This is a genomic window from Natronobacterium haloterrestre (assembly GCF_900112205.1).
Taxonomy (GTDB): domain Archaea; phylum Halobacteriota; class Halobacteria; order Halobacteriales; family Natrialbaceae; genus Natronobacterium; species Natronobacterium haloterrestre.
The window spans coordinates 284,088-303,773 of record NZ_FOKW01000003.1; the positions used below are offsets into that span (position 1 = coordinate 284,088).

Genomic DNA, 19,686 nt, shown 5'->3' on the forward strand with positions numbered 1-19,686 from the left:
CGCTGATCCCGTCGATCCCGCCGACCCCGCCGACCCCGCCGATCCCGTCGCTCAGTCCAGTGGCACCGCTTCGATTCCCCGAGTCGGTTCGTCGATCTCGACGTCCTCGACCTCGACCTCACCGTCGATTTCCCGCCGGAGAAGCGTAACGATCCGTCGACTCGCCAGCCCATCGCCGTAGGGCCTGGGATGGGAGTCGGGATCCCAGTCGGTCGCGAGCGCGTCCCGAATCCGGTCGTCGTCGGAGCCGACGAGCCGGTTCCAGCCCGCTTCGACCGTCTCGACCCACTCGGTCTCGGACCGCAGCGTGACACACCGCGTCTCGAGGAAGAACGCCTCCTTCTGGACGCCACCGGAATCGGTCGCGACCCGCTCGGCCGCGTCGAGCAACCGGACGAAGTCGAGATACCCCTGCGGTTCGATCACCTCGAGCGCGTCGGTCGCCCGGTCCCAGAGCCCGTACTCTCGGAGCCGTTCGACGGTCCGCGGATGTGCCGGGAAAACGACCGGCAGCGGCGCGTCGGCAAGCGCAGAGACGATCGACTCGAGGTTCTCTCTGACGTCGGTGTTGCGCTGTCTGTGGACCGTCGCCAGGACGAACTCGCCGTCCTCGAGGCCGAGATTCTCGAGGATCGTCGAGGCCTCCTGGGACCGCTCGCGGGCCTCGAGTAGGGCGTCGTACATCACGTCGCCGGTCCAGTAGACGCCGTCGGAGATGCCTTCGTCGGCGAGGTTCCGGACGGCCGCCTCGCTCGGGGCGAAACACAGTTCCGAGGCGTGGTCGGTCATGATCCGGTTGACCTCCTCGGGCATCTCCCGGTCGTCGCTCCGGAGGCCGGCCTCGACGTGGGCGACCTCGACGTCGCGTTTCGCGCCGACGATCGCCCCCGCAAGCGTCGAGTTCGTGTCGCCGTACAGCAGGAGTGCGTCCGGGGAGACCTCCTCCAGTACGGGCTCGAGGGCGGCGATCATCTTCGCGGTCTGGCGTCCGTGGGTGTCCGACTGGACCCCCAGGTTGTAGTCGGGCTCGGGGATGTCGAGTTCCTCGAAGAAGACGTCCGACATCTCCTCGTCGTAGTGTTGCCCGGTGTGGACCAGTGCCTCCTCGCCGACGTCGCGGAGCTTTCTGGAGACGGTCGCGGCCTTGACGAACTGGGGACGAGCCCCGACGATCGAACAGACGCGCATCAGTTCACCTCCGCGACTGCGGGTCGGTGGGTCCGAACGTCCGGGACGATCGATCCGACGAGAAACGCAAGCGGGCGGGTAAAGCGAGTTAGAGTTGCGCCCGCGGGCATCGCGCGGAGGGACCACTCCCGTCGACTGACGTTCACCTCGGAGAGCATGTACCCGTCGTTCCAGCGGCCGGCATATCGTTATCAGCGCGCTACCCCGTACAGCGCCGTTCTGTCGGGCTATAGCGCCCATGAACCCCGAATTCGACCGTGATGGGGCTCGAGCCGAGGGTTTCAGGTCACGGCCCGAACGCCTATCGATACGATACAGTTCGGAAAGGAAACCGTTCCGAACTCCACGAAAACGGGGACCTCCGAACAGGAACCGCCTTCCGTCGCGAATCGAGTCGCTACTCGCGCCGGCCGTTCGCGGCCGTCCACGCCGGCGACGGTTTGCGGCCGATTTCCGTCCATGTACGGTGACCGAACTTCAAGGAGGTCGTGATTAACGCGAACGGTGATCCGTTATCGTCCCCGACGAATCGATCGATATGACCGAGCGGCCGCCCTCACCGCCGTCCCCCGACCTACAGTCTCCCACCCCGATCGAGTCCGACGACGCCGAGGCCTCCCCGGCCGATCCGATCGTCGTAACCACCACACAACTCGCCACGACCCTCGAGGAGTGGCTCGGCCACCCGCCCGACGAGGACCTGCTCGAGACCCTGTTGCTGGAACTGGATCGACGCGACTTCCTCGAGTGTGCGGGCGTGACTCGAGACGGCGACTACCGGTGGAACGTCACCGAAACGCCGGAGCGGGTGGGCGACGCGATCGCCGAGGTCGTCGTGAGCGCGCTGTGCTCCGACTAACGGCCACGGTCGTCTACGACGCCGACCGGTCGGAGACGAGCGTCTCCGGTTGTTTACGACTGTGTCGATGGTGCCGACCGCAGGCCGATCGAAGAAACGACTCGAGCGAGTAAGGCGAGAGAAGCAAACGCGGCGCGGAACGCCTCGTGTACGCGCCGATCAGTCGCTGATGAACTTGTTGTCTCGCCAGTTGACACCCGTCTCGCCGGACCCGTGATCGCGCGGCCCTTCGACGACCTCGATGTCGGCCGGCCGGGGCTCCCCCTCGACGATCCGGGTCGCCTCGAGTTCGCCGTTGCGCTCCGAAATAGCGGTCAGCGTCCCCTTCTCGGCTGCCTCGGCGATCTCACAGAGGACGAGGAACATCTCGTACTGGAGCAGCGAGTTCTGGAGGACCGTCTCCCGGTCACCCTTGAACGCCGCGAACTCGACGAGTTCGGATTCGATCTCCTCTTCCTCTTCCTCGTCCCAGCTGAAGGATTGGCGGCGCTCGTCCGGGTCCTCCTCGTAGACGCGGTTCTCCGTGACGCTGGCCTTGAGCTGGGCGGTCGGCGTGTACTTGCTGACGGACTGATCCTCCGCGACCGCCTTGAGGATCAGGGTGTTGTTCCGCCGTGTGATCTCGACGTCTTCGATCCCGTCGGGGTATTTCGCCTCCTCGATGTGGTCCCGAAGGTCCTCGAGGGGTAGTTCGAGCGTCGAATGCAACCGATATACGTGTCTGGATTCCTCAGTTGACATAGTGGGGAGTACGGCGAGGGTTCTTGCTCGCTAGTACGCCCGGGTGACTTATATGATCTGCTATTAACTGCGTGAAATACCAGTACGGACAAATTCAAGTCCCGGCTACGGTCCGTCCCGGTGAACGGGGACAGAACTCACTCCGCGTTGAGCGTCTCGGCCAGTTCGCCGCGTTCCTCGAGTTCCTCGAGAACGTCCGAGCCACCGACGAACTCCCCGTCGACGAACGTCTGCGGGATGGTCTCCCAGCCGCTGTGGTCCTCGAGGGCGACGCGGAACTCGTCCAGCGATTCGAGGACGTCGACCGTCTCGTACTCGTCGCGGTGCTGATCGATGAGGCCGAGCGCCTTTCGCGAGTAGCCACACTGGGGCATGAGTTCGGTCCCCTTCATGAAGAGGACGACCTCGTTGTCCTCGAGCGCCTCGGCGACCTGCTCGTTGACCTCCTCCTGATCGAGTCCCTGGTTCGGTGGGAATTCCATGTCCCGTCGTACGGCAGTGAAAGGGATAGGCCTTGCGTCACCACCCCGCGGAGGTAACTGAAACGGGTTACGTCACGGCTCGAGCCGAACGACGCGGTCGTCGCCGCTTCGCGGGAAGTCGCCGCCGGCGCGGCCGTCCCGGTTGGACGTCAGCAGGTACAGCGAGCCGTCGGGTCCGGGTTCGACGTGGCGAAGTCGACCGTAGGTTCCCTCGAACAGCCGGGTGACGGTCGCCTCGAGACGGTCGTCGAGCCACGGGAGGTCGGCAGGATGGCCCTCCTCTCCGGTTGAATCGCCGCTCGCGTTCGCGTCCCCCGGACGCAAGGCGACCGCGTACAGCGTCCCCGAGGCCAGCCCGCAGACGAGCACGTGGTTCTCCCACGGACCGACCGCGCCGTCCGCGTAGAACGCCAGCCCGGACGGGGCCCACGTCTCCTCCGGCCCGGTGTTGACCACCGGCGGCGTCGCAGCCTCGTGATCCTCGTCGTCGTAGCTCCCGTACTCGGAATCGTCCGGGCCGCCACGGACGACCGGCCAGCCGTAGTTCCCGCCCGGTCGAAGCACGGATACCTCGTCTCGAGCGGACGGGCCGTGCTCGGCGATCAGCGGCGTTCCCTCGGGCGTGAAGTCGATTCCCTGGGGGTTCCGGTGGCCGAGCGTGTAAATCCGGTCGTCGCCGTCAGCCCCCCAGTCGGGGTTCCCGGAGGCGGGGTCGCCGTCGGGCGTGAGCCGAAGGACGCTTCCCGCGAGCGAGCCGGGATCCTGCGCGAGCGCCGGTTCCTGAGCGTCACCCGTCGTCACCCACAGATGATTGTCGGGGCCGAACGTGATCCGGCCGCCGTTGTGTGTCGTCGCGCCCGGGACCCCCTCGAGGATCGGCGTGAGTTCGGGGTCGGGGTCGGGGTCGGGGTCGGGGTCGTCCCCCTCGAGATCACACCGGACGACGCGGTTCTCGATCCCGCCGTCGTCGACGGTGTAGTAGACGAACGCGACCGCCGGATCCGGGTAGTCGGGGTGGACGGCGACGCCGAGGGTGCCGCCCTCCCCCGGTGCGGCGCGGTCCGGCAGGTCGCCCGCCTCGAGGACGACGTCGCCGTCCTCGGGCGCGAGTTCCTCGCCGGTCGCGAGGTCGGCGGCGTCGAACCGCCGCAGTCCCCCGTCGCGTTCGGTGAGGAAAGCATCATCGCCCGCGAACGCGAGGTCCCAGGGCACCTCGAGGTCGGCGACGGCAGTCGTCGCGTCGACGTCGTCCTCGGTCGGCGTTCCGTCGGCGGGTCGCCAGTCGGGTTCGGTCCAGTCGTCTCCGGGCGCCTCTTCGGGGGTGACCAACTCGAGCGAGTCGGTCCCGGGCCGGTCGAGACAGCCGGCGATGGCGACCGGGATCGAGAACGAAAGGCCGGCCGCGGAGAGCAGTCGACGGCGCGTGGGGGACATGGCTATAGTCCGCTCTTTGGACCGGAGAAGTGAGTGTCTTTGTCCTCGACGCGGGCGAAGCGTCGAGAGCGGGGTCAGTTGTAGAAGGCTTCCGCCACGAGCAGCGGGAAGACAAGCGTCGCCTCGGCCTCGACCTGGGCGTAGTTCGTCTCGGTGTCGTCCTTGATCTTGCCCCACGAGACGGCCTCGTTCGGCGGCGCGCCCGACAGCGAGCCGTCGCCTTCCATCCCCGTCGAGATGTAGACGGCGTAGTCCGCGCCGCCGCGGAAGAGGTTCGTCATGATGGCGTGGTGTTTCGGCACGCCGCCGCCGACGGCGATCAGGCCCGTCGTATCCGCGAGCATGCCGTCCTCGATCAGCTTCTCGTAGTCGTCTAAGATCTCGATGCCGATGTCCGAATCCGTGTCCTGTCGCTGCCGGTAGTAGTAGAGGAAGTTCCCGACCTCGGCGTCGGTCAGTGCCGGACAGTAGACCGGCACGTCGTTGTCCGCGGCCTGCTTGAGCACCGAATCCTCGTCCTCGAGGGTCGCACCGAGTTCGCGGGCGAACTCGGTCGGCGTGCGGATCGACTCCTCGGCGAAGAAGTCGTCGAAGAAGTCGTAGAGGTACTCCTCGAGCCAGACGTACCGGTCGGAGGGGACGAAAATGTTGCCCAGCCGGTTGATGCCGCGTTCGCGGAGTTCGGCCTCGTCGGCGTCCCACTCGCCCATCTTGAACGGCTTGGCGGTCTTGATGACGTCCTCGGTCAGCGACCCCGAGGTGGTGATGACGACGTCGACGTAGCCGTCGCGGACGAGCGCGGCGACGACCTCGCGAAGCCCCGAGGAGACGATGTTCGAGGTCAGCGTGAGATAGATCGTCGCCTCCTCCTCCTGCATCCGTTCGGTGACGTCGATCGCTTCGGAGAGGTGGGTCGCCTGGAAGCCGGTCGTCTCGTAGGACTCGAGCAGCGTCGACAGGTCGAGGTCGCCACGGAAGTCGTGGCCGCGAACGTCCGCCGTCTCCAGGTCTTCGTCGCTACCCGGGACGACGTGATCGCGGGACGAATCGTCGGTCATACACGACACCAGGAAGAGGAACGGTTTAAGCTACGTGTTAGCCGTCCGGTATGCGCCGCTTACCCAGTCCCAGTCGGCCGTCCGGCCGGCTGAGTCAATCCGCCGCCGTCGGCGACTCGAGCACCTCGAGTTTCTCGGCGGCGTAGCCGAAGACGTCCCGGTAGCCGTACGGCGACATCAGTACGGGGTAGAACGGTTCGTCGGCGACCTGTTCGTTCCCGTCGGCCGCCGCGAACGGTGCTCCGGCCTCGACTTCGGTGAAGTTCTCGACGAACACCTCGTAGGTGTCGGCCGGTTCCTTGGGCACGACGTCGGTGAGCCGGAAGACCGGCAGATCCCGCGAGACGGTGTCGCCGGGCAGCACGCCGACGGCGGTGAGAAACGCCCGCATCAGTCGGTTCGCGTTCTGGGCGGCCGACTCCGATCCCTGCTGTCCACACTCGACCTCGATCGTGTCGATCTCGGTCATCAACCGCCCTTCGGCGAAGTTCTCCGTCTCGACCATCGCCGTCACCGGGAGTTGCGGACACAGTCTCGCCGCGGTCTCGTCGACGCCATCGACGATCGCGAACGGATCCGCGTAGCTCTGGGTCGAGTGCATCGAGAACGTGAGACAGTCCTCGAGTTCCTCGACGAGACGGTGGGCGAGCCGACGCTCGTGGGTCTCGGCGTCGGGATCGCCGGGGAAGACCCGGTTGAGGTCCTCGTCGACGAACCGGACGCGTCGCTCGAGGGCTTTCTCGTTGGCGACGACGAGTTTGACTGGGCGCTGGACGGTCGGCCGTTCCTCGAGCAACCGTTCGACCGCGCGGACGCCGCAGGGTTCGTCGCCGTGAACGCCGGCGAGGACCGCGATTTCCGGCGTCCCCGACCCGATCTGTGCGACTCTCATCAACATACGGGAGGATCCGAAGCCCCAAAGGCGACACGGTTCGGGCGCCACGGCGGGGATCGGCTCCCGTCGCGGTCGGTGTCAGGCCGCAATCGTATCGAACCGTGGGCTCTACGACCCTACACGAGCGACCGAACCACGTCGCCGACGGCGCGCCCCTCCGCGACCACGTCGCGACGGTAGTGCATGTAGACGGCCCCGAGCGGCGGTTGGAGCAGGTATGCCAGCGCGATGGGCAGGATCGCTTCGGTCGGGAGCGTCTCGGAGGCGGCGGCGATGGCGACGGCGATCGAGAGGTTGCGCATGCTCGTCGCGTAGATCAGCGCGATTCCCTGTTCGGTCGGCAGTAGCGTCCGACCGACGGCGACCCCGACGAGCAGTAATCCAGCGTAGAACAGCACCAGCGGCACGATCGTGATCGCCGAGCCGATCGGATCCGAGAGGATCGCCTGGCTGCGCATCGTCATCGCGATGAACACGATCGCCATCACGCCGAGTGAGCTCGCGCCGCCGAACAGCGGCTTCAACCGCCTGAAGCCGCTCGAGCCCTGCTTCCGGAGGAGGAGCCGCCGCGTGACGTTGCCGGCGATCATCGGGACGACGACGAACAGTGCCATCTGTCGGTAGAGTGCCCCCGGGTCGAAGGTAGCGCCGTCCCCGACGAGCAGGGAGAGATACGCTGGCAGGACGACGACCGCGGTGAGTAGATTCGCGGCCATCGCAACCAGCGCGGCCTCGAGGTCGCCGTCGGCCAGGCCCGTCCAGGCAGCCGTCATCCCGGAGGTCGGGATGAGCGCGATGAGATAGAGGCCGACCGCGTAGGCCGGATTACCGGCGAAAAACAGCCGTGCCAGGGCGATTGCGAGCACCGGCACCACCGCGAAGTTGATCGCGAGACTGAGCGCGACCGGCGCGACGTGGTCCCGGACGTTGAGCACCTCCTTGAGATCGATGTTGATCATCATCGGGTAGATCATGAGGAACAACACCGGCGTGATCGCGCTCTGCAGGAGTCGTTTGGTCCCCGCATCGAACACCTGGCCGGCCAACAGTCCGAGCACGAGCGAAGCGACGACCACGTAGAGCAAGTTCCGCTTGATACCCAGTAGTACTCGCCTGATCATGCCGTCGCCTCCGCGGTTCGCAGCCGAGACAGTTCCTTCGGCCGTGTTGCGGTTCGACCGCGTGACTCGAGGGCCGCTCCGCCGACGGACCGCCCTCTCGTGGTAGCTACCATGATTGTATAGTTACCACTATACTACAAATCACTTTCGACACCGCTACCTGCACAGTAGCCCTGTTCATCGAGTTGCCACGCGGATCGACGACGATCGAACGACGATGGGTGACCCCTGCTACTACAGCGTTCACGAACCGCCACCGTCCGGTTTATCGATCGAACCAGCGATCGTTCGACTGTTCGGATGCCGGACCAGTGAGGTCGACCGGCGGACGGAGCGACCCAGCCGAACGAACCGCCGGGCTTCCCCGGTAACGACACACAATAATTGTGCATCAAAGACAATATTAACCACAACTACCAACCGTCGAACGATGACCTACGAGTTCGAGGTCCCCGAACTGGGAGACGACGTCGCTTTCGGACTGCTGGTGAATTACAACGTCGAAGTCGGAGACGAGGTCGAGGAGGGGGAACTCCTCGCCGAAGTAGAGACGGACAAGTCGGTGATCGAAGTGACTGCGCCCGTCTCGGGAACCGTCCGCGAGCGCGTCGCCGACGGCGGAGAGACCGTCCGGGTCGGCGAACCGTTGCTCCGATTCGAAGACGTCGACGAACCGGGAAGCGACGGGGGGAGCGAAGACGACGATCTGACGCCCGCAGTTACCCGACTCGAGGCCGACGGCGAGTCCGGCGACGAGTCGATGCCGGCCGACGACGCGGACGACAGTGTGACCCCCGCAGTCACACGGGTCTCGGACATCGGCTCCGACACAGGCTCCGACACAGGCTCCGACTCCGACTCCGAGGACGGAACGGAGATCGACCTCGCGCCCGACCTGACCGTCGACGCCGTGCCAGAAGAGACGGAAGTCCTCGTCGTCGGCGGCGGCCCCGGTGGCTACGTCGCGGCGATCCGCGGCGCACAACTCGGGCTCGAGGTCACGCTCGTCGAGCGCGACGCCTACGGAGGAACCTGTCTCAACAGCGGTTGCATTCCGTCGAAGGCCCTCATCCACGGCGCGAACGTCGTCGAGGAGGCGACGAGCGCCGAACACCTCGGTATCACCGCCGAGGTCGACGTCGACGCTGCGGAGTTGGCCTCCTGGAAGAATGGCGTCGTCGACGATCTCACCGGAGGCGTCGAACAACTCCTTCGTGGCGCCGGCGTGACGCTCGTCGAGGGGCGGGCGGAGTTCGTCGACGACCACCGGGCCCGAATCGCGACCGAGGAAGGCGACGCATCCCTGGCGTTCGAGTACGCGATCGTCGCCACCGGCAGTCGCCCCCTCGAGGTGCCCGGGTTCGAGCCCGACGGGGAACGCGTGCTGGACTCCAGTGACGCGCTCGACCTCGAGTCGATCCCGGAGCGGCTGGTCGTCGTCGGCGCGGGCTACATCGGGATGGAACTGTCGACGGTCTTCGCGAAGCTCGGGACCGACGTCACCGTCGTCGAGATGTTCGACGACGTGCTTCCGATGTACGGGGAGGCCGTCTCGCGCGTCGTTCGCGAACGCGCCCGCGAACTGGGGGTCGAATTCCGGTTCGGCGAGCGCGCGGCCGACTGGGAGCCGACCGGCGACGGCGTCGAGCTCACGACGGAGGCCGAGGACGGCTCGACCGCCCGCCTCGAGGCCGACGCGGTGCTCGTCGTGGCCGGTCGCGAACCCGTCACCGACACGGCGAACGTCGAGGCGCTGGGACTCGAACCCGACGACGACGGGTTCCTGTCGACCGACGCCCAGGGCCGAACGACTCGAGATCACGTCTTCGCCGTCGGCGACGTCGCTGGCGAGCCGATGCTGGCACACAAGGCGAGCTACGAGGGAGAGATCGCAGCGGCCGCCATCGCCGGCGAACCCGCCGTGCTCGACCGCGATGCGATGCCCGCCGCAGTGTTTACGGACCCCGAAGTCGCGACCGTCGGTCTGACCCGCGAGGAGGCCACAGAGGCGGGCTACGATCCCGTCGTCGGAAAGATGCCCCTCCGTGCGAACGGCCGGGCGCTCACCGTCGAGGCGACCGACGGCTTCGTCCAGGTCGTCGTCGATACACCCTCGGAACGACTCCTCGGTGCACAACTGGTCGCGCCGAACGCCTCCGAACTGATCGGCGAGGTCGCGCTCGCGATCGACGTCGGCCTCGAGGCTTCGACGGTCGCCGAGACGGTCCATACCCATCCGACGCTCTCCGAGGCAGTCATGGAGGCCGCGGCCGACGCTCTCGGCGAGGCGGTTCACACGCGATGACGACACTCGAGGGCTGATACGGTAATCTATTCGACGGAGGCAATCGGCCAGTTTTCATCCCGTTACCCCCGTATTCGACCCCGCTATTTACGGATCGGCGAGACACAAGGTATTTCATAAAACTGTGTTAACTAAGCAATACTAATATGACAGACATCGACCTCACGACGACCAACGAGGACGGGTTCGATACGAAAAGCGTCATCGGCGACTTCGCCGTCGCCGTCGATCCAATGAACGAAACCGGACCGAACCCCAACGAGGTACTCGTCGCCGACTACGCGTCGTGTTTCCTCCCTGCGGTTCGGATGGGCGCCCAAAAGAACGGCCTCGAGGACCCCGGGAAGATGGAGATCGATGCCGAGGCCGACCTCGACGACCACGACAATCTCGAGTCGATCCGGTTCACACTGAAAGTCGAAGCCGATCTCGACGACCCCGAAGAACTCGTCGAGATCGGCGAACAGTATTGTCACGTCCACACAGCGCTACGTGACGGACTCCACGCCGACGTGACGGTCGTCGACGACGCGTTCTGATCACGGCGACCACTCGAGAGACCACACGCTCCTTCCCCACCCTTCAGACGGACCGTTGGACAGCAGTGCCGGCGAAATCAGTCGTCTCCGTGTGCCCACCGTTCCGATCGGCTCACTCCTCGAGTGACGCTGCGTACTCGCGGTCGACCTGTCGCGCCGTCGGGTACTCGGCGTCGAGGCGGATCTGCCACCCGTCGAGGTAAGACGGATCCTCGAGGGCGTTCGAGACGGCCGTCCGAACGTCGAGGACGTCGACCCCGTAGTAGTCGGCGGGCGTCCCGCGGAGGTACTGCAGCGCCGTCCGGAACAGCGATCGCATCCCGTCGTCGTCCTCGAAGTCGTGGTGTTTGTACGCGCCGGCGGCGACCTGGACCATCCCGTGGAGGAAGGCGCTCTCGGTCCGGCCGCGACCGTAGTTGTACCACTCGTCTTCGAAACAGTCGTGGCTCTCGTGATAGTCGCCGGCGTTGAACAGGCGGACGCCGTGAACCGTTGCCCGCCGGAGCGTCGCGTGTTTCCAGCGGTTCTCGGACTCGAGCCAGCCGGTCGGCGGATCGGTGGGATCCGGCGGCGGATCGACGGTCGGGTCCGTCGTGTGGTCGGCCATGGCTCCGTATTGGAGTCGAGGACGGGTATACCGTTCGGCGTACCGCCGAAAACCGACGGGTAACGCGACAATCAACGAGATATTTCGACCATGTGGCGGGAGGCCACCGGAACGTCGACGGTGGGGTCCGTCGCCGTATATAGTGCATACACAGTGTCAGGCAAGGCCTTATTCGCCTGTGGACCGTTTCCCGAGATAGATGAATCATCCGTACGGGCGGTGTGAGAACTGCGGGAACCGTCTCTACGAACACGTCGACGGCGGCTACCGGTGCCCGAACTGCGAGACGCTGTACTCACAGGACACGCTCGAACAGTCGCCCTCGGTCTGAGGCCGCTCGAGACTGGCCTGGCCGGTCGTTTCTTCGAGCGCCCCGATCGGGTGGTATACGATAGCGACGCGAACGGACGCCGGTCGCCGACGGAGACTCGATGCTACCCCTGCCGAACCGGAAGAGGGGGCGACCCTCGAGAGACGAGGAAAATCGCAGACTATTCAAACGACACGGACGTACGGACGATTGCGTGCGAGGGTAGCCAAGCGGTCAACGGCGGCGGACTCAAGATCCGCTCGTGTAGACGTTCGTGGGTTCGATTCCCTCCCCTCGCATCGCAACGAAGTGCAAATCGCACTGAGTGAGATGCAGGAGGGATCGAACGACGCCGGGGTTCCGCCGAAGCGCAAATCCCGGAGGTAGTTCGATTCCCTCCCCTCGCATCGCATGCGGCGCGAACGCGCCGGAAAGATGCGGAAGATCAGCACGACGCGATCTTCCCTCGCAAAATTCTCGAGAACCCGATCCCCGTCGAGAGCGACGGCTCCGTCTCTCGCCGTCGCGTGAAGAGGACAAAACACTTATACGACGGCTGAAAACCGCGCTACCGACTCGGGACGCGAACAACGACCTCACGAGCGGAGTACGACGGAATGTCCGCCACAGCAACGACCGACGATCGGGAGGACCGCGACGGGGCCGACGGAACGGCCACCAACGGGTCGGTCCGGCGCGCCGCGAGCGCCCTCCTCGCGCCGCGATTCGGGATCGATCCCCGGGCGCTCGCGGCGTTCCGGATCGCCGTCGGTCTGGTCGTGCTCGGTGACCTGCTTTTCGTGCGCCTCCCGGGCGTACGGGCCTTCTACACCGACGCCGGGGTGTTCCCGCGGTCGACGCTGGCGACGCTGTACCCGCCGTTCGAATCCGCGTCGTTGCACGCACTGTCCGGCGACGCGTGGTTCCAGTACCTCCTGCTCGGGGTCGCCGCCGTCGCCGCGCTCTCGTTGACCGTCGGCTACCGGACCCGGATCGCGACGGCCGTTTCCGCGATCCTGCTTGCGTCGTTACACGCCCGGAACCCGCTGGTGTTGAACGGTGGCGATACGATCCTGTTGTCGCTGCTCGTGCTGGGACTCTTCCTCCCGCTCGGCGTGCGGTGGTCGGTCGACACGATGCGACGCGCCGAAGACGCGACGGAGAGCAGACGCGGGACCGACGACGACCGCGTCCTCTCGGTCGCCACCGGGACGATCCTCGTTCACTTCGTCGTCATCTACGCGATCAACGGTGCGGTCAAGTTCCAGAGCGAGGCCTGGATGGACGGGACGGCGACGCCGCGTATCTTCCACCTCGAGCAGTACATCGTCTGGCTCGGCCCCTGGGTGGCGAACCTGGGGACGACGCTGGTCGTCGCGAACTGGGCCTGGGTCGCCCTGCTCTGTGGCTCGGTCCTGTTGCTCGTCTTTACCGACCGACTCCGGGCCGCACTCGCGTTCGCGTTCGTCGGCTGTGAACTGGGGCTGGCCGCGACGATGCGACTCGGCGCGTTCCCGTTCGTCATGGTAGCGGCCCTGTTGTTGTTCCTTCCGCCACGGATCTGGGACCGCCTCGAGGCGGCGCTGAAAACTGTGGGCGGTCGGGATCCGCGGGCCGTCGGGGAGTCGATCGGCTCCCGGATCCTCGCCGTAGAGCGCGCTGCGTTGCCATCGGTTCCGGTGGGGAGAAGGGACGTTCCGGCCCGGACGACCGTCCGCCGGCTGGGACGCGTGACAGTCTCGGTCGTCCTCGTCTGTTTCCTCGTCGCCGTCGTCACCTGGCAACTGGCCGGCGCGGGGTTCGTCGACTCCCCGACCGACGTCGACGAGATCGAGGAGGCGAGCTGGTCGTTCTTCGCGCCGAATCCCCCCGACGCCTACTGGTGGTACGCCTGGGAAGCCGACCTCGAGGGCGGCGAGACGGTCGGGACGCTCACGGATGGGGCCGGCGAAATCGATCGCCCGCCGGACGCCGCGGACACCTACCCCTCGGTCCTCTGGAAGCGGTACGGCACCGACCTGCGGTACGGTGGCGACGCTCACTACGAGCCCCTGGCCGACTACCGCTGTCGCCGGGTGGCGGACGATTCCACCTACGACGGCGAACCGGAGACGGTGCGGCTGTACCACGTCGAGCAGCCGGTGACGGTCGACGGGCGGGTCGGCGATCCGGTCGCGGACCTGCGCCTCGAGCACGACTGTTGACCGGGCGATGCCCGACGCCGGACGGACGCGAATCGAGCCGAGGGAAGGGGCCGAGGGCCGATCGTCACGAACCGCTACACCTTTTCGCCGCCGGGGCGATCCTTCGGCAATGAGCGAGCAATCGGATCGCGAATCCGTCGCCCTGGAGGCGGCCGAAGCCGGCGCCGAGGTCGCCGCCGATTCTTTCCGTGGCAGCCTCGACGTCGACAAGAAAGACGGCAAAACGGACGTCGTCACCCAGGCAGATCACGAGGCCCAGGAGCGCGTCGTCGAGACGATCCGCGCGGCGTTCCCCGAGGACCCGATCGTCGGCGAAGAAGACGAGGAACTGAAGGCCGTCCCCGAGGAGGGGCCGGCCTGGATCGTCGACCCCATCGACGGGACGAACAACTACGTCGCCGGCATCCGGGCGTTCGGGACGGCCGTCGCGGCGGTCGTCGACGGCGAACCCGTCGCCGGGGCGAACGTCTTCCCCGCGCTCGGGGACACCTACCGCGTCGGCCCCGAGGGTGCATTCCGCAACGGACGAAACCTGTCGGTCAGCGACTACGAGGACCCCGACATGGCGACGGCCTGTCCGACCTTCTGGTGGGATTTCGACCACCGCGGCGAGTACGGCCGGGCCGCCCGCGCGCTCGTCGAGCGGTTCGGCGACGTCCGCCGGTTCGGCTGCGCTCAGCTCGAGCTCGCGCTGGTCGCCGCCGGGGGGCTCGAGGGTGTCGTCACTAACAAACAGGCGAACCCGTGGGACACGGTCGCCGGCGTCGCGATGATCCGGGAGGCCGGCGGCGTCGTCACCGATCTCGAGGGGAACCGCTGGCGACACGACAGCCACGGGCTCGTGGCCTCGAACGGCGGGATCCACGACGAGTTGCTCGAGGCGGCCAACGAGATCGAGGCCGACGACTGATACGGATTGCTGTAACTGTTTACCGGTGCAACCGCAGGACGGTCGCGGTTGCGCCGGTAATGACTTACAGCAGTCCGTATGACGAGTGCTACAGGATCGTCACGTTGAGCGCGTACGGCCAGGTCGCGTTGGCCACCGCGAGGAAGGCCAGCGCGCCGCCGGCCCCGAAGACGTTCTTCAGGAAGTGGTTCAACTCGTTCTGTGCCTCCTCGCCCTCGAGCGACCAGAAGTCGTGCATCGTCATCGCCGACCCGAGGAGGAAGACGGCGAGTGCACCGGCCCCGAGGGCAGGAACGACACCGAGGACGACCGAGACGCCGCCGAAGATCAGCGTGCCGCCGCTGAGCGGCACAAGGAGTCGCGGGGCCGGGAGCCCCTTGAACTCGGCGTACCCGATCATCGACTCGGCGTCGACCAGGTTGTTCACCCCCATGAACGCGAGGATTCCGCCGAAGATCAGACGGGCACTCAGAAACGCCACGTCCGCGAGCGCGGATTCGAACATCAGTTTCCCACCCCCCGGAGTCGCGTCCGGAAGCGGGAGCGATCATCGTGTGCTTCGTGTATCGAGAGTCGGTCGACCATTGCACCCTCACATCGTCGCCGCACGGATATATCGTTTCGCGAACATCAATGTAAGCGGGTAACACCGGCGTCAACGGGGGACGCCGGCAAAACCCAGTCGGGAAAAATACGCCAGCCGATAGGTTCCGGTGGGGATGGTGATAGCCTCGAGCGTCCGATTCCGCGGGGACCGGGACACGACACGGGGATACGCCTCCGGAGAAATCGGAAACGGTAAGCGGACGCCCCGACGGATATCGGATATGTACGAGTCCGTCGAGCGGTACGGGCCCGAGCGCGTCTGGGCCGCGACCGTTCTCGTCCTCGCGTCCGCGGTGATTCTGCTCGCCGCCCTCTTTCCACAGCGGGTGTACGTCGACATCATCTGGCAGTACTACTGGGGCCCCGTCGTCGCCGACGCCCACGGCTGGAGTTGCGTCGCCTGGGCCGGCGGCGAACAGGTCCCCTGTGGCGAAGCCCCCAGCGCGGGGCCGACCGCCGAACCCGGCTATACGTTCGTCTCCTACGCCGGCTACATCCCGACGCTGGTACTGGCCGTCATCGGCGTCGTCTTCCTCATCAAGCGCCTCGAGATCGAACGCTACCGTGCGGGTTTCTACGGACTGTTCCCGTTCATGCTGTTCGGCGGGGCGCTCCGCGTCGTCGAGGACACGAACGTCGCCGCGTTCCGCTACACCGGCGAACTCGCGATCGATCTCCCCTGGGTCGGCTTCCTGATCAGCCCGCTGATCTACTTCGTGGTCTTCCTCGTGACGCTGTTTGCCGTCGTCGGTTCGGTCTGGCTCGACCGGAACGACTACGTATCGGGGTACGAGTACCCGCTGTTCGGCATCGGCACCGCATTGCTGACCCTGACCGTCGGCTACCTCGGAGTCACCGCGGCGACCGAAGAGTACGCCACCTTCTACCCATACCTGCTGTTGACGACGCTCGCGGTCGCGACCCTCGCGACGTGGCTCACCTGGACGGCGATCGAACGCTTCGCACCCGAAATCAACCGCGGTACCCGGTTCATGGGCGCGGTCGTCATCTGGGCGCACGCGGTCGACGGCGTCGCGAACGTGATCGGACTCGACTGGGCGACGGCCTTCGGCCACGATCGGAACCTCGCGCCCAAACACCCGGTCAACGAGGCCATCGTCGACTTCACCGGCTCGATTCTGCCGGCCGAAATCGCCGAGGTGACGGGAGCGGCCTGGCCGTTCCTGCTCGTCAAACTCGCAGCCGCAGTCTTCGTCGTCTGGATCTTCAACGAGGAGATATTCGAGGAGAGTCCGCGCTACGCCATCCTGCTGATGATCACCGTCGTCGCGGTCGGACTCGGTCCCGGGACTCGTGACATGCTGCGGGCCACGTTCGGCGTCTGATACGGGGTACCGTCCGTCAGCACCGGCGCAACCGTGATCCGGCCGTGTTGTGCCAGTAACCCGGTAGGAATCCGTCTGAACCGGGCCGTCGCCCTACTCGCCGCTTGCGTCGCCGCGTTCGGTCGGCTCCCACGCGTCGGCGTCAGCCCAGAGTTCGTCGAAACTCGCCGCGAGTTCGCGGGCCGTATCGTCCTCCCGGAAGTTGACGACCGCCAGCAACTCGTCCGGCGCGGCCGGGTTGACGACCTCGAGACAGGCCTCCGCGTCGTCCAGTACGATGAACCGCCGTTCCGGGACGCTGTCGGCCCGTCGGATCTCCATGCCGGCCTCAAGCAGGTCCGTGACTCGATCCTCGGCCTGATCGATCTCGGTCACCAGCAGTCGGATCGAGACGCCCAGATCGAGGAGATTCCGGAGCCGATCGGCGAACGCCGCCTCGAGTGCCGGGCTGACGTCGACCGTCGCCGCGGCGATCCGGATGGAGTCGTCGACCGCGGCGAACCGCTCGAGCAACAGATCGCGGGCCGCCTCCTCGTGGAGCGCGCTCGTCGTGAACCCCTCGTCCTCGTCGCCGTCCGTGATTCCCGAGAGCGCGTCGGACGCTGACGCCGCCGTTCGTTCGTACGCTGCCCGTTCTTCCTCGAGTTCCTCGAGCCGTCGCTCCTTGAGCCGGGCGACCGCCTCCTCGGGTTCGACGTGGACGTACGTTCGGGGGCGACCGTCGTCGGCTCTCGCGAGCGACCGATCGACCAGCGAGTTGAGGACGTCGTAGACTCGCCCGCGTGGGACGTCGGACTCGTCGGCGACCTGGTCCGCCGTCATCGGACCGTTGCCCGCGAGTACGACGTAGGCCCGCGCCTCGTAGTTCGAAAGGCCGAGTTCGGCCAGTAGCTCGGTGTGATCGTCCATACTGGACCTACCGGTGAAAGAAACAACAAGCTTGTGGTTTGTAATAGAAAGGTTGATACGTCACCTGCCGCAACAGTCACGCAATGAGACGGACTCGGATCGTCGCCCTCGGTTTCGTCTTGCTACTGCTGGCTGGAGCGCCGCTGATGACACCAGTGTCGGCCTCCGACGAGCCCGATTTCGACGTCTACCTCACGGAAAACATCGTCGCGCCGGGCGAGGAGACGACCCTCCAACTGGAGATTCGCAACGCCGCCTCGCCGTACGAGAACGATAGCGACGTCGGTGACCCGCCGCCGACCGAGGCGCGCGACGTGACGGTCGAACTCAACGGGACGGACGCACCGGTCGACGTCAAGACCAACGAGACACCGGTTCCGACCATGTCGGCCCAGACGCTGCTGTCGGAATCGTTCACGATCGCCGTCGACGAGGACGCCGAGGCCGGGACGTACGAACTCGAGGCCGAGATCGAGTACACACACGGCGAGGACGACAGCAGCACCGACACCGAGACTGTCACGATCGTCGTCGAAGAGCGAGCGCGGTTCGAGGCCGTCGACGTTCACTCCGGCCTCGTCGTCGGCGACCGGGGACTGGTCACCCTGAAACTGAACAACACGGGCGTCGAGAACGCGAGCGACGCCGTCGTCCAGTTCGAGTCGCCGGATCAGAACGTCCAGACGATTACCGCGGCGGCCGACGGATCGGAGTCCCAGACGGGGCCGGCTGGCGGGGCGGCGCTCCAGCCGGTCGCCCCGACGAGCGAGGGATCCGACCTCCAGTCGTCCGGCAGCACGGAGTACGTCGGCGACTGGAAGATCAACGAAACCGCGACGGTACAGGCAGCGATGGACGTCGATGCCGACGCGGTCGCGCGGACGTACCCCATCTCCGTGACCGTCGACTTCCGCGACGGCGAGGGCGTCGATCGGACCTCCCGTGAGGTCCGTGTCGGTGCCGAGACAGCACCCGAACAGCAGTTCGCCGTCGAAAACCTCGAGACCGACCTCTACGTCGGCGAGGACGGGACGATCGAAGGGACGATCGTCAACGACGGTCCGAAACCGGTCAACGACACCGTTCTCGTCGTCGACGACGGAGAAGAGGGGATCGTCCCGAACCTCGAGGAGGGACTCGGGAGCGGATCGAACGTCTACCCGCGCGAGACCCAGTATGCTGTCGGCGACCTGAAACCCGGTGAGGCGGCACCGTTCGAATTCCGGGTCGGCATCGGCGGGGAAGCCGAGCCCGGGCCGCGGGTGATGGAAGCAAACGTCAGGTACCGTAATATCCACGACGACGTTCGAACGACGGGGGAGCCGGTCGACCTCCCGCTCGAGGTCGCACCCGAACGTGACGAGTTCGAGGTCGATGTGCTCAACGCCACCCAGAAGGTGGGCGAAACGCAGGAAATCTCGCTGCAGGTGACGAACACGAAGTCGGAGACGCTCACTGATATCGAGGCGAAACTCTACACGAACGATCCGCTCGACAACCACGACGACGAGGGGTTCATCCCGTCGCTCGAACCCGGCGAGTCGGCGACGGTCACCTTCGAGGTCGAAGTCAGCGACGACGCGACCCCGCAGACCTACCCGCTTCGAATGGACTTCCGATACGACGACGAGCGCTCCAACTCGCAGTTGACCGATACGTACCGGATCCCGCTCGAAGTGGTCGAGCCCGAGGAGGGGATCTCCACCCTGGCCATCCTCGCTGCGGCCGGGCTCCTCGGCGGCGTCGTGGCGGTCTGTTGGTGGTTCCGCGCTCGGATCGCCGCCGCCCTCGAGGGCGTGCCGGTGCTCGGGCGGATCGGGGACCTCGAGCTCCCTGGGCCGATCGCAAAGCGGCTCGGAGGGGACGAGAGCGGGGCCTCGGGAGCCGAGAGCGGGACCGGAACCGGCTACGGCGGCCACAGCCAGGTCGAAACCCCCGGAACCGACGCCGCCGAATCGGCGTTCGGTTACGACGAGACCGGCGACGTGGCATCGGATTCGGACGTCTGGCCGGCCGACTCCGACGATCCCGAAGACGCGTCCGATCCCTCCGTCGAACGGACCGAACGGACCGGCCCGACCGGGGACCGACTCGAGTACGACGAGACCGATGCCGACGACTCCGAGGAACAGCCCGCCGATTCCGGCACCGAGTCAAACGTCGACCGCTAAC

General features: G+C 66.3%; 18 protein-coding genes, 1 tRNA gene and 1 pseudogene. 10 read left to right on the forward strand and 10 right to left on the reverse strand.

Features of this window, described 5'->3' with window-relative positions; genetic code table 11:
• Positions 1–51 precede the first annotated feature (51 nt).
• Positions 52–1,188 (reverse strand): non-hydrolyzing UDP-N-acetylglucosamine 2-epimerase, encoded by a 1,137-nt coding sequence (gene wecB / locus BM113_RS07915; protein ID WP_089786860.1) that lies wholly within the window; start codon positions 1,186–1,188, stop codon positions 52–54.
• Positions 1,189–1,726: 538 nt separating this feature from the next.
• On the opposite strand from wecB, the gene BM113_RS07925 reads away from it, so the two are divergent.
• Positions 1,727–2,047, forward strand: a complete 321-nt coding sequence (locus BM113_RS07925; protein ID WP_089786864.1) for a hypothetical protein — start codon at positions 1,727–1,729, stop codon at positions 2,045–2,047.
• A gap of 159 nt (positions 2,048–2,206) precedes the next feature.
• Here BM113_RS07925 and BM113_RS07930 read toward each other — a convergent pair whose 3' ends face one another.
• The 6 genes from BM113_RS07930 to BM113_RS07955 form a co-directional block, all read right to left on the reverse strand.
• Positions 2,207–2,788 carry a DUF7110 family protein gene (locus BM113_RS07930; protein WP_089786866.1) on the reverse strand — a complete coding sequence of 194 codons (582 nt, stop codon included), beginning with the start codon at positions 2,786–2,788 and terminating at the stop codon, positions 2,207–2,209.
• A gap of 137 nt (positions 2,789–2,925) precedes the next feature.
• A complete protein-coding gene (locus BM113_RS07935; RefSeq protein ID WP_089786868.1) occupies positions 2,926–3,270 on the reverse strand; it encodes a glutaredoxin family protein in 345 nt (114 codons plus the stop codon).
• 72 nt (positions 3,271–3,342) lie between these two features.
• Positions 3,343–4,704: a PQQ-dependent sugar dehydrogenase gene (locus BM113_RS07940; protein ID WP_089786870.1), complete on the reverse strand. Its 1,362-nt coding sequence runs from the start codon at positions 4,702–4,704 to the stop codon at positions 3,343–3,345.
• A gap of 74 nt (positions 4,705–4,778) precedes the next feature.
• Positions 4,779–5,762 carry a deoxyhypusine synthase gene (locus BM113_RS07945; RefSeq protein WP_089786872.1) on the reverse strand — a complete coding sequence of 328 codons (984 nt, stop codon included), beginning with the start codon at positions 5,760–5,762 and terminating at the stop codon, positions 4,779–4,781.
• 94 nt (positions 5,763–5,856) lie between these two features.
• The gene (locus BM113_RS07950) at positions 5,857–6,654 is read right to left on the reverse strand and encodes a M14 family metallopeptidase (protein ID WP_089787224.1); all 798 of its coding nucleotides are present in this window, start codon (positions 6,652–6,654) and stop codon (positions 5,857–5,859) included.
• Positions 6,655–6,773: 119 nt separating this feature from the next.
• On the reverse strand, positions 6,774–7,778 hold the full coding sequence (locus tag BM113_RS07955; RefSeq protein WP_089786873.1) for an arsenic resistance protein: 1,005 nt from the start codon (positions 7,776–7,778) through the stop codon (positions 6,774–6,776).
• Between the two features lie 430 nt (positions 7,779–8,208).
• Here BM113_RS07955 and BM113_RS23020 point away from each other — a divergent pair.
• The 3 genes and pseudogenes from BM113_RS23020 to BM113_RS07965 form a co-directional block, all read left to right on the forward strand.
• A pseudogene (locus tag BM113_RS23020) lies at positions 8,209–8,421 on the forward strand (biotin/lipoyl-containing protein); the annotation flags it as partial.
• 252 nt (positions 8,422–8,673) lie between these two features.
• A complete protein-coding gene (gene lpdA / locus BM113_RS07960; RefSeq protein WP_245758007.1) occupies positions 8,674–10,083 on the forward strand; it encodes a dihydrolipoyl dehydrogenase in 1,410 nt (469 codons plus the stop codon).
• A gap of 146 nt (positions 10,084–10,229) precedes the next feature.
• Positions 10,230–10,622, forward strand: coding sequence for an OsmC family protein (locus BM113_RS07965; RefSeq protein WP_089786876.1), 393 nt, complete (start codon positions 10,230–10,232; stop codon positions 10,620–10,622).
• Between the two features lie 112 nt (positions 10,623–10,734).
• On the opposite strand, the gene BM113_RS07970 is transcribed toward BM113_RS07965, so the two are convergent.
• A complete protein-coding gene (locus tag BM113_RS07970; RefSeq protein ID WP_089786878.1) occupies positions 10,735–11,229 on the reverse strand; it encodes a DUF309 domain-containing protein in 495 nt (164 codons plus the stop codon).
• 199 nt (positions 11,230–11,428) lie between these two features.
• Between BM113_RS07970 and BM113_RS22840 the strand changes: the two genes are divergently transcribed.
• The 4 genes from BM113_RS22840 to BM113_RS07985 all read left to right on the forward strand — a co-directional run bounded on the left by BM113_RS22840 (position 11,429) and on the right by BM113_RS07985 (position 14,653).
• Complete coding sequence (locus BM113_RS22840) at positions 11,429–11,560, forward strand: hypothetical protein (protein WP_281244005.1); 132 nt, start codon at positions 11,429–11,431, stop codon at positions 11,558–11,560.
• Positions 11,561–11,755: 195 nt separating this feature from the next.
• Positions 11,756–11,838: transfer RNA gene (locus BM113_RS07975), tRNA-Leu, on the forward strand.
• Positions 11,839–12,156: 318 nt separating this feature from the next.
• Entirely contained in the window at positions 12,157–13,743 is a 1,587-nt protein-coding gene (locus BM113_RS07980) for an HTTM domain-containing protein (protein ID WP_245758002.1), read from the forward strand.
• 109 nt (positions 13,744–13,852) lie between these two features.
• The gene (locus BM113_RS07985; protein WP_089786879.1) at positions 13,853–14,653 is read left to right on the forward strand and encodes an inositol monophosphatase family protein; all 801 of its coding nucleotides are present in this window, start codon (positions 13,853–13,855) and stop codon (positions 14,651–14,653) included.
• Positions 14,654–14,741: 88 nt separating this feature from the next.
• On the opposite strand, the gene BM113_RS07990 is transcribed toward BM113_RS07985, so the two are convergent.
• On the reverse strand, positions 14,742–15,158 hold the full coding sequence (locus BM113_RS07990) for a DoxX family protein (RefSeq protein ID WP_089786881.1): 417 nt from the start codon (positions 15,156–15,158) through the stop codon (positions 14,742–14,744).
• A gap of 322 nt (positions 15,159–15,480) precedes the next feature.
• On the opposite strand from BM113_RS07990, the gene BM113_RS07995 reads away from it, so the two are divergent.
• On the forward strand, positions 15,481–16,605 hold the full coding sequence (locus tag BM113_RS07995) for a DUF63 family protein (protein ID WP_089786883.1): 1,125 nt from the start codon (positions 15,481–15,483) through the stop codon (positions 16,603–16,605).
• 93 nt (positions 16,606–16,698) lie between these two features.
• Here the strand turns inward: BM113_RS07995 and BM113_RS08000 are convergent, their stop codons facing one another.
• A complete protein-coding gene (locus BM113_RS08000; RefSeq protein ID WP_089786885.1) occupies positions 16,699–17,514 on the reverse strand; it encodes a TrmB family transcriptional regulator in 816 nt (271 codons plus the stop codon).
• Between the two features lie 83 nt (positions 17,515–17,597).
• Between BM113_RS08000 and BM113_RS08005 the strand changes: the two genes are divergently transcribed.
• Positions 17,598–19,685 carry a COG1361 S-layer family protein gene (locus BM113_RS08005; RefSeq protein WP_245758003.1) on the forward strand — a complete coding sequence of 696 codons (2,088 nt, stop codon included), beginning with the start codon at positions 17,598–17,600 and terminating at the stop codon, positions 19,683–19,685.
• Position 19,686: the final 1 nt, after the last annotated feature.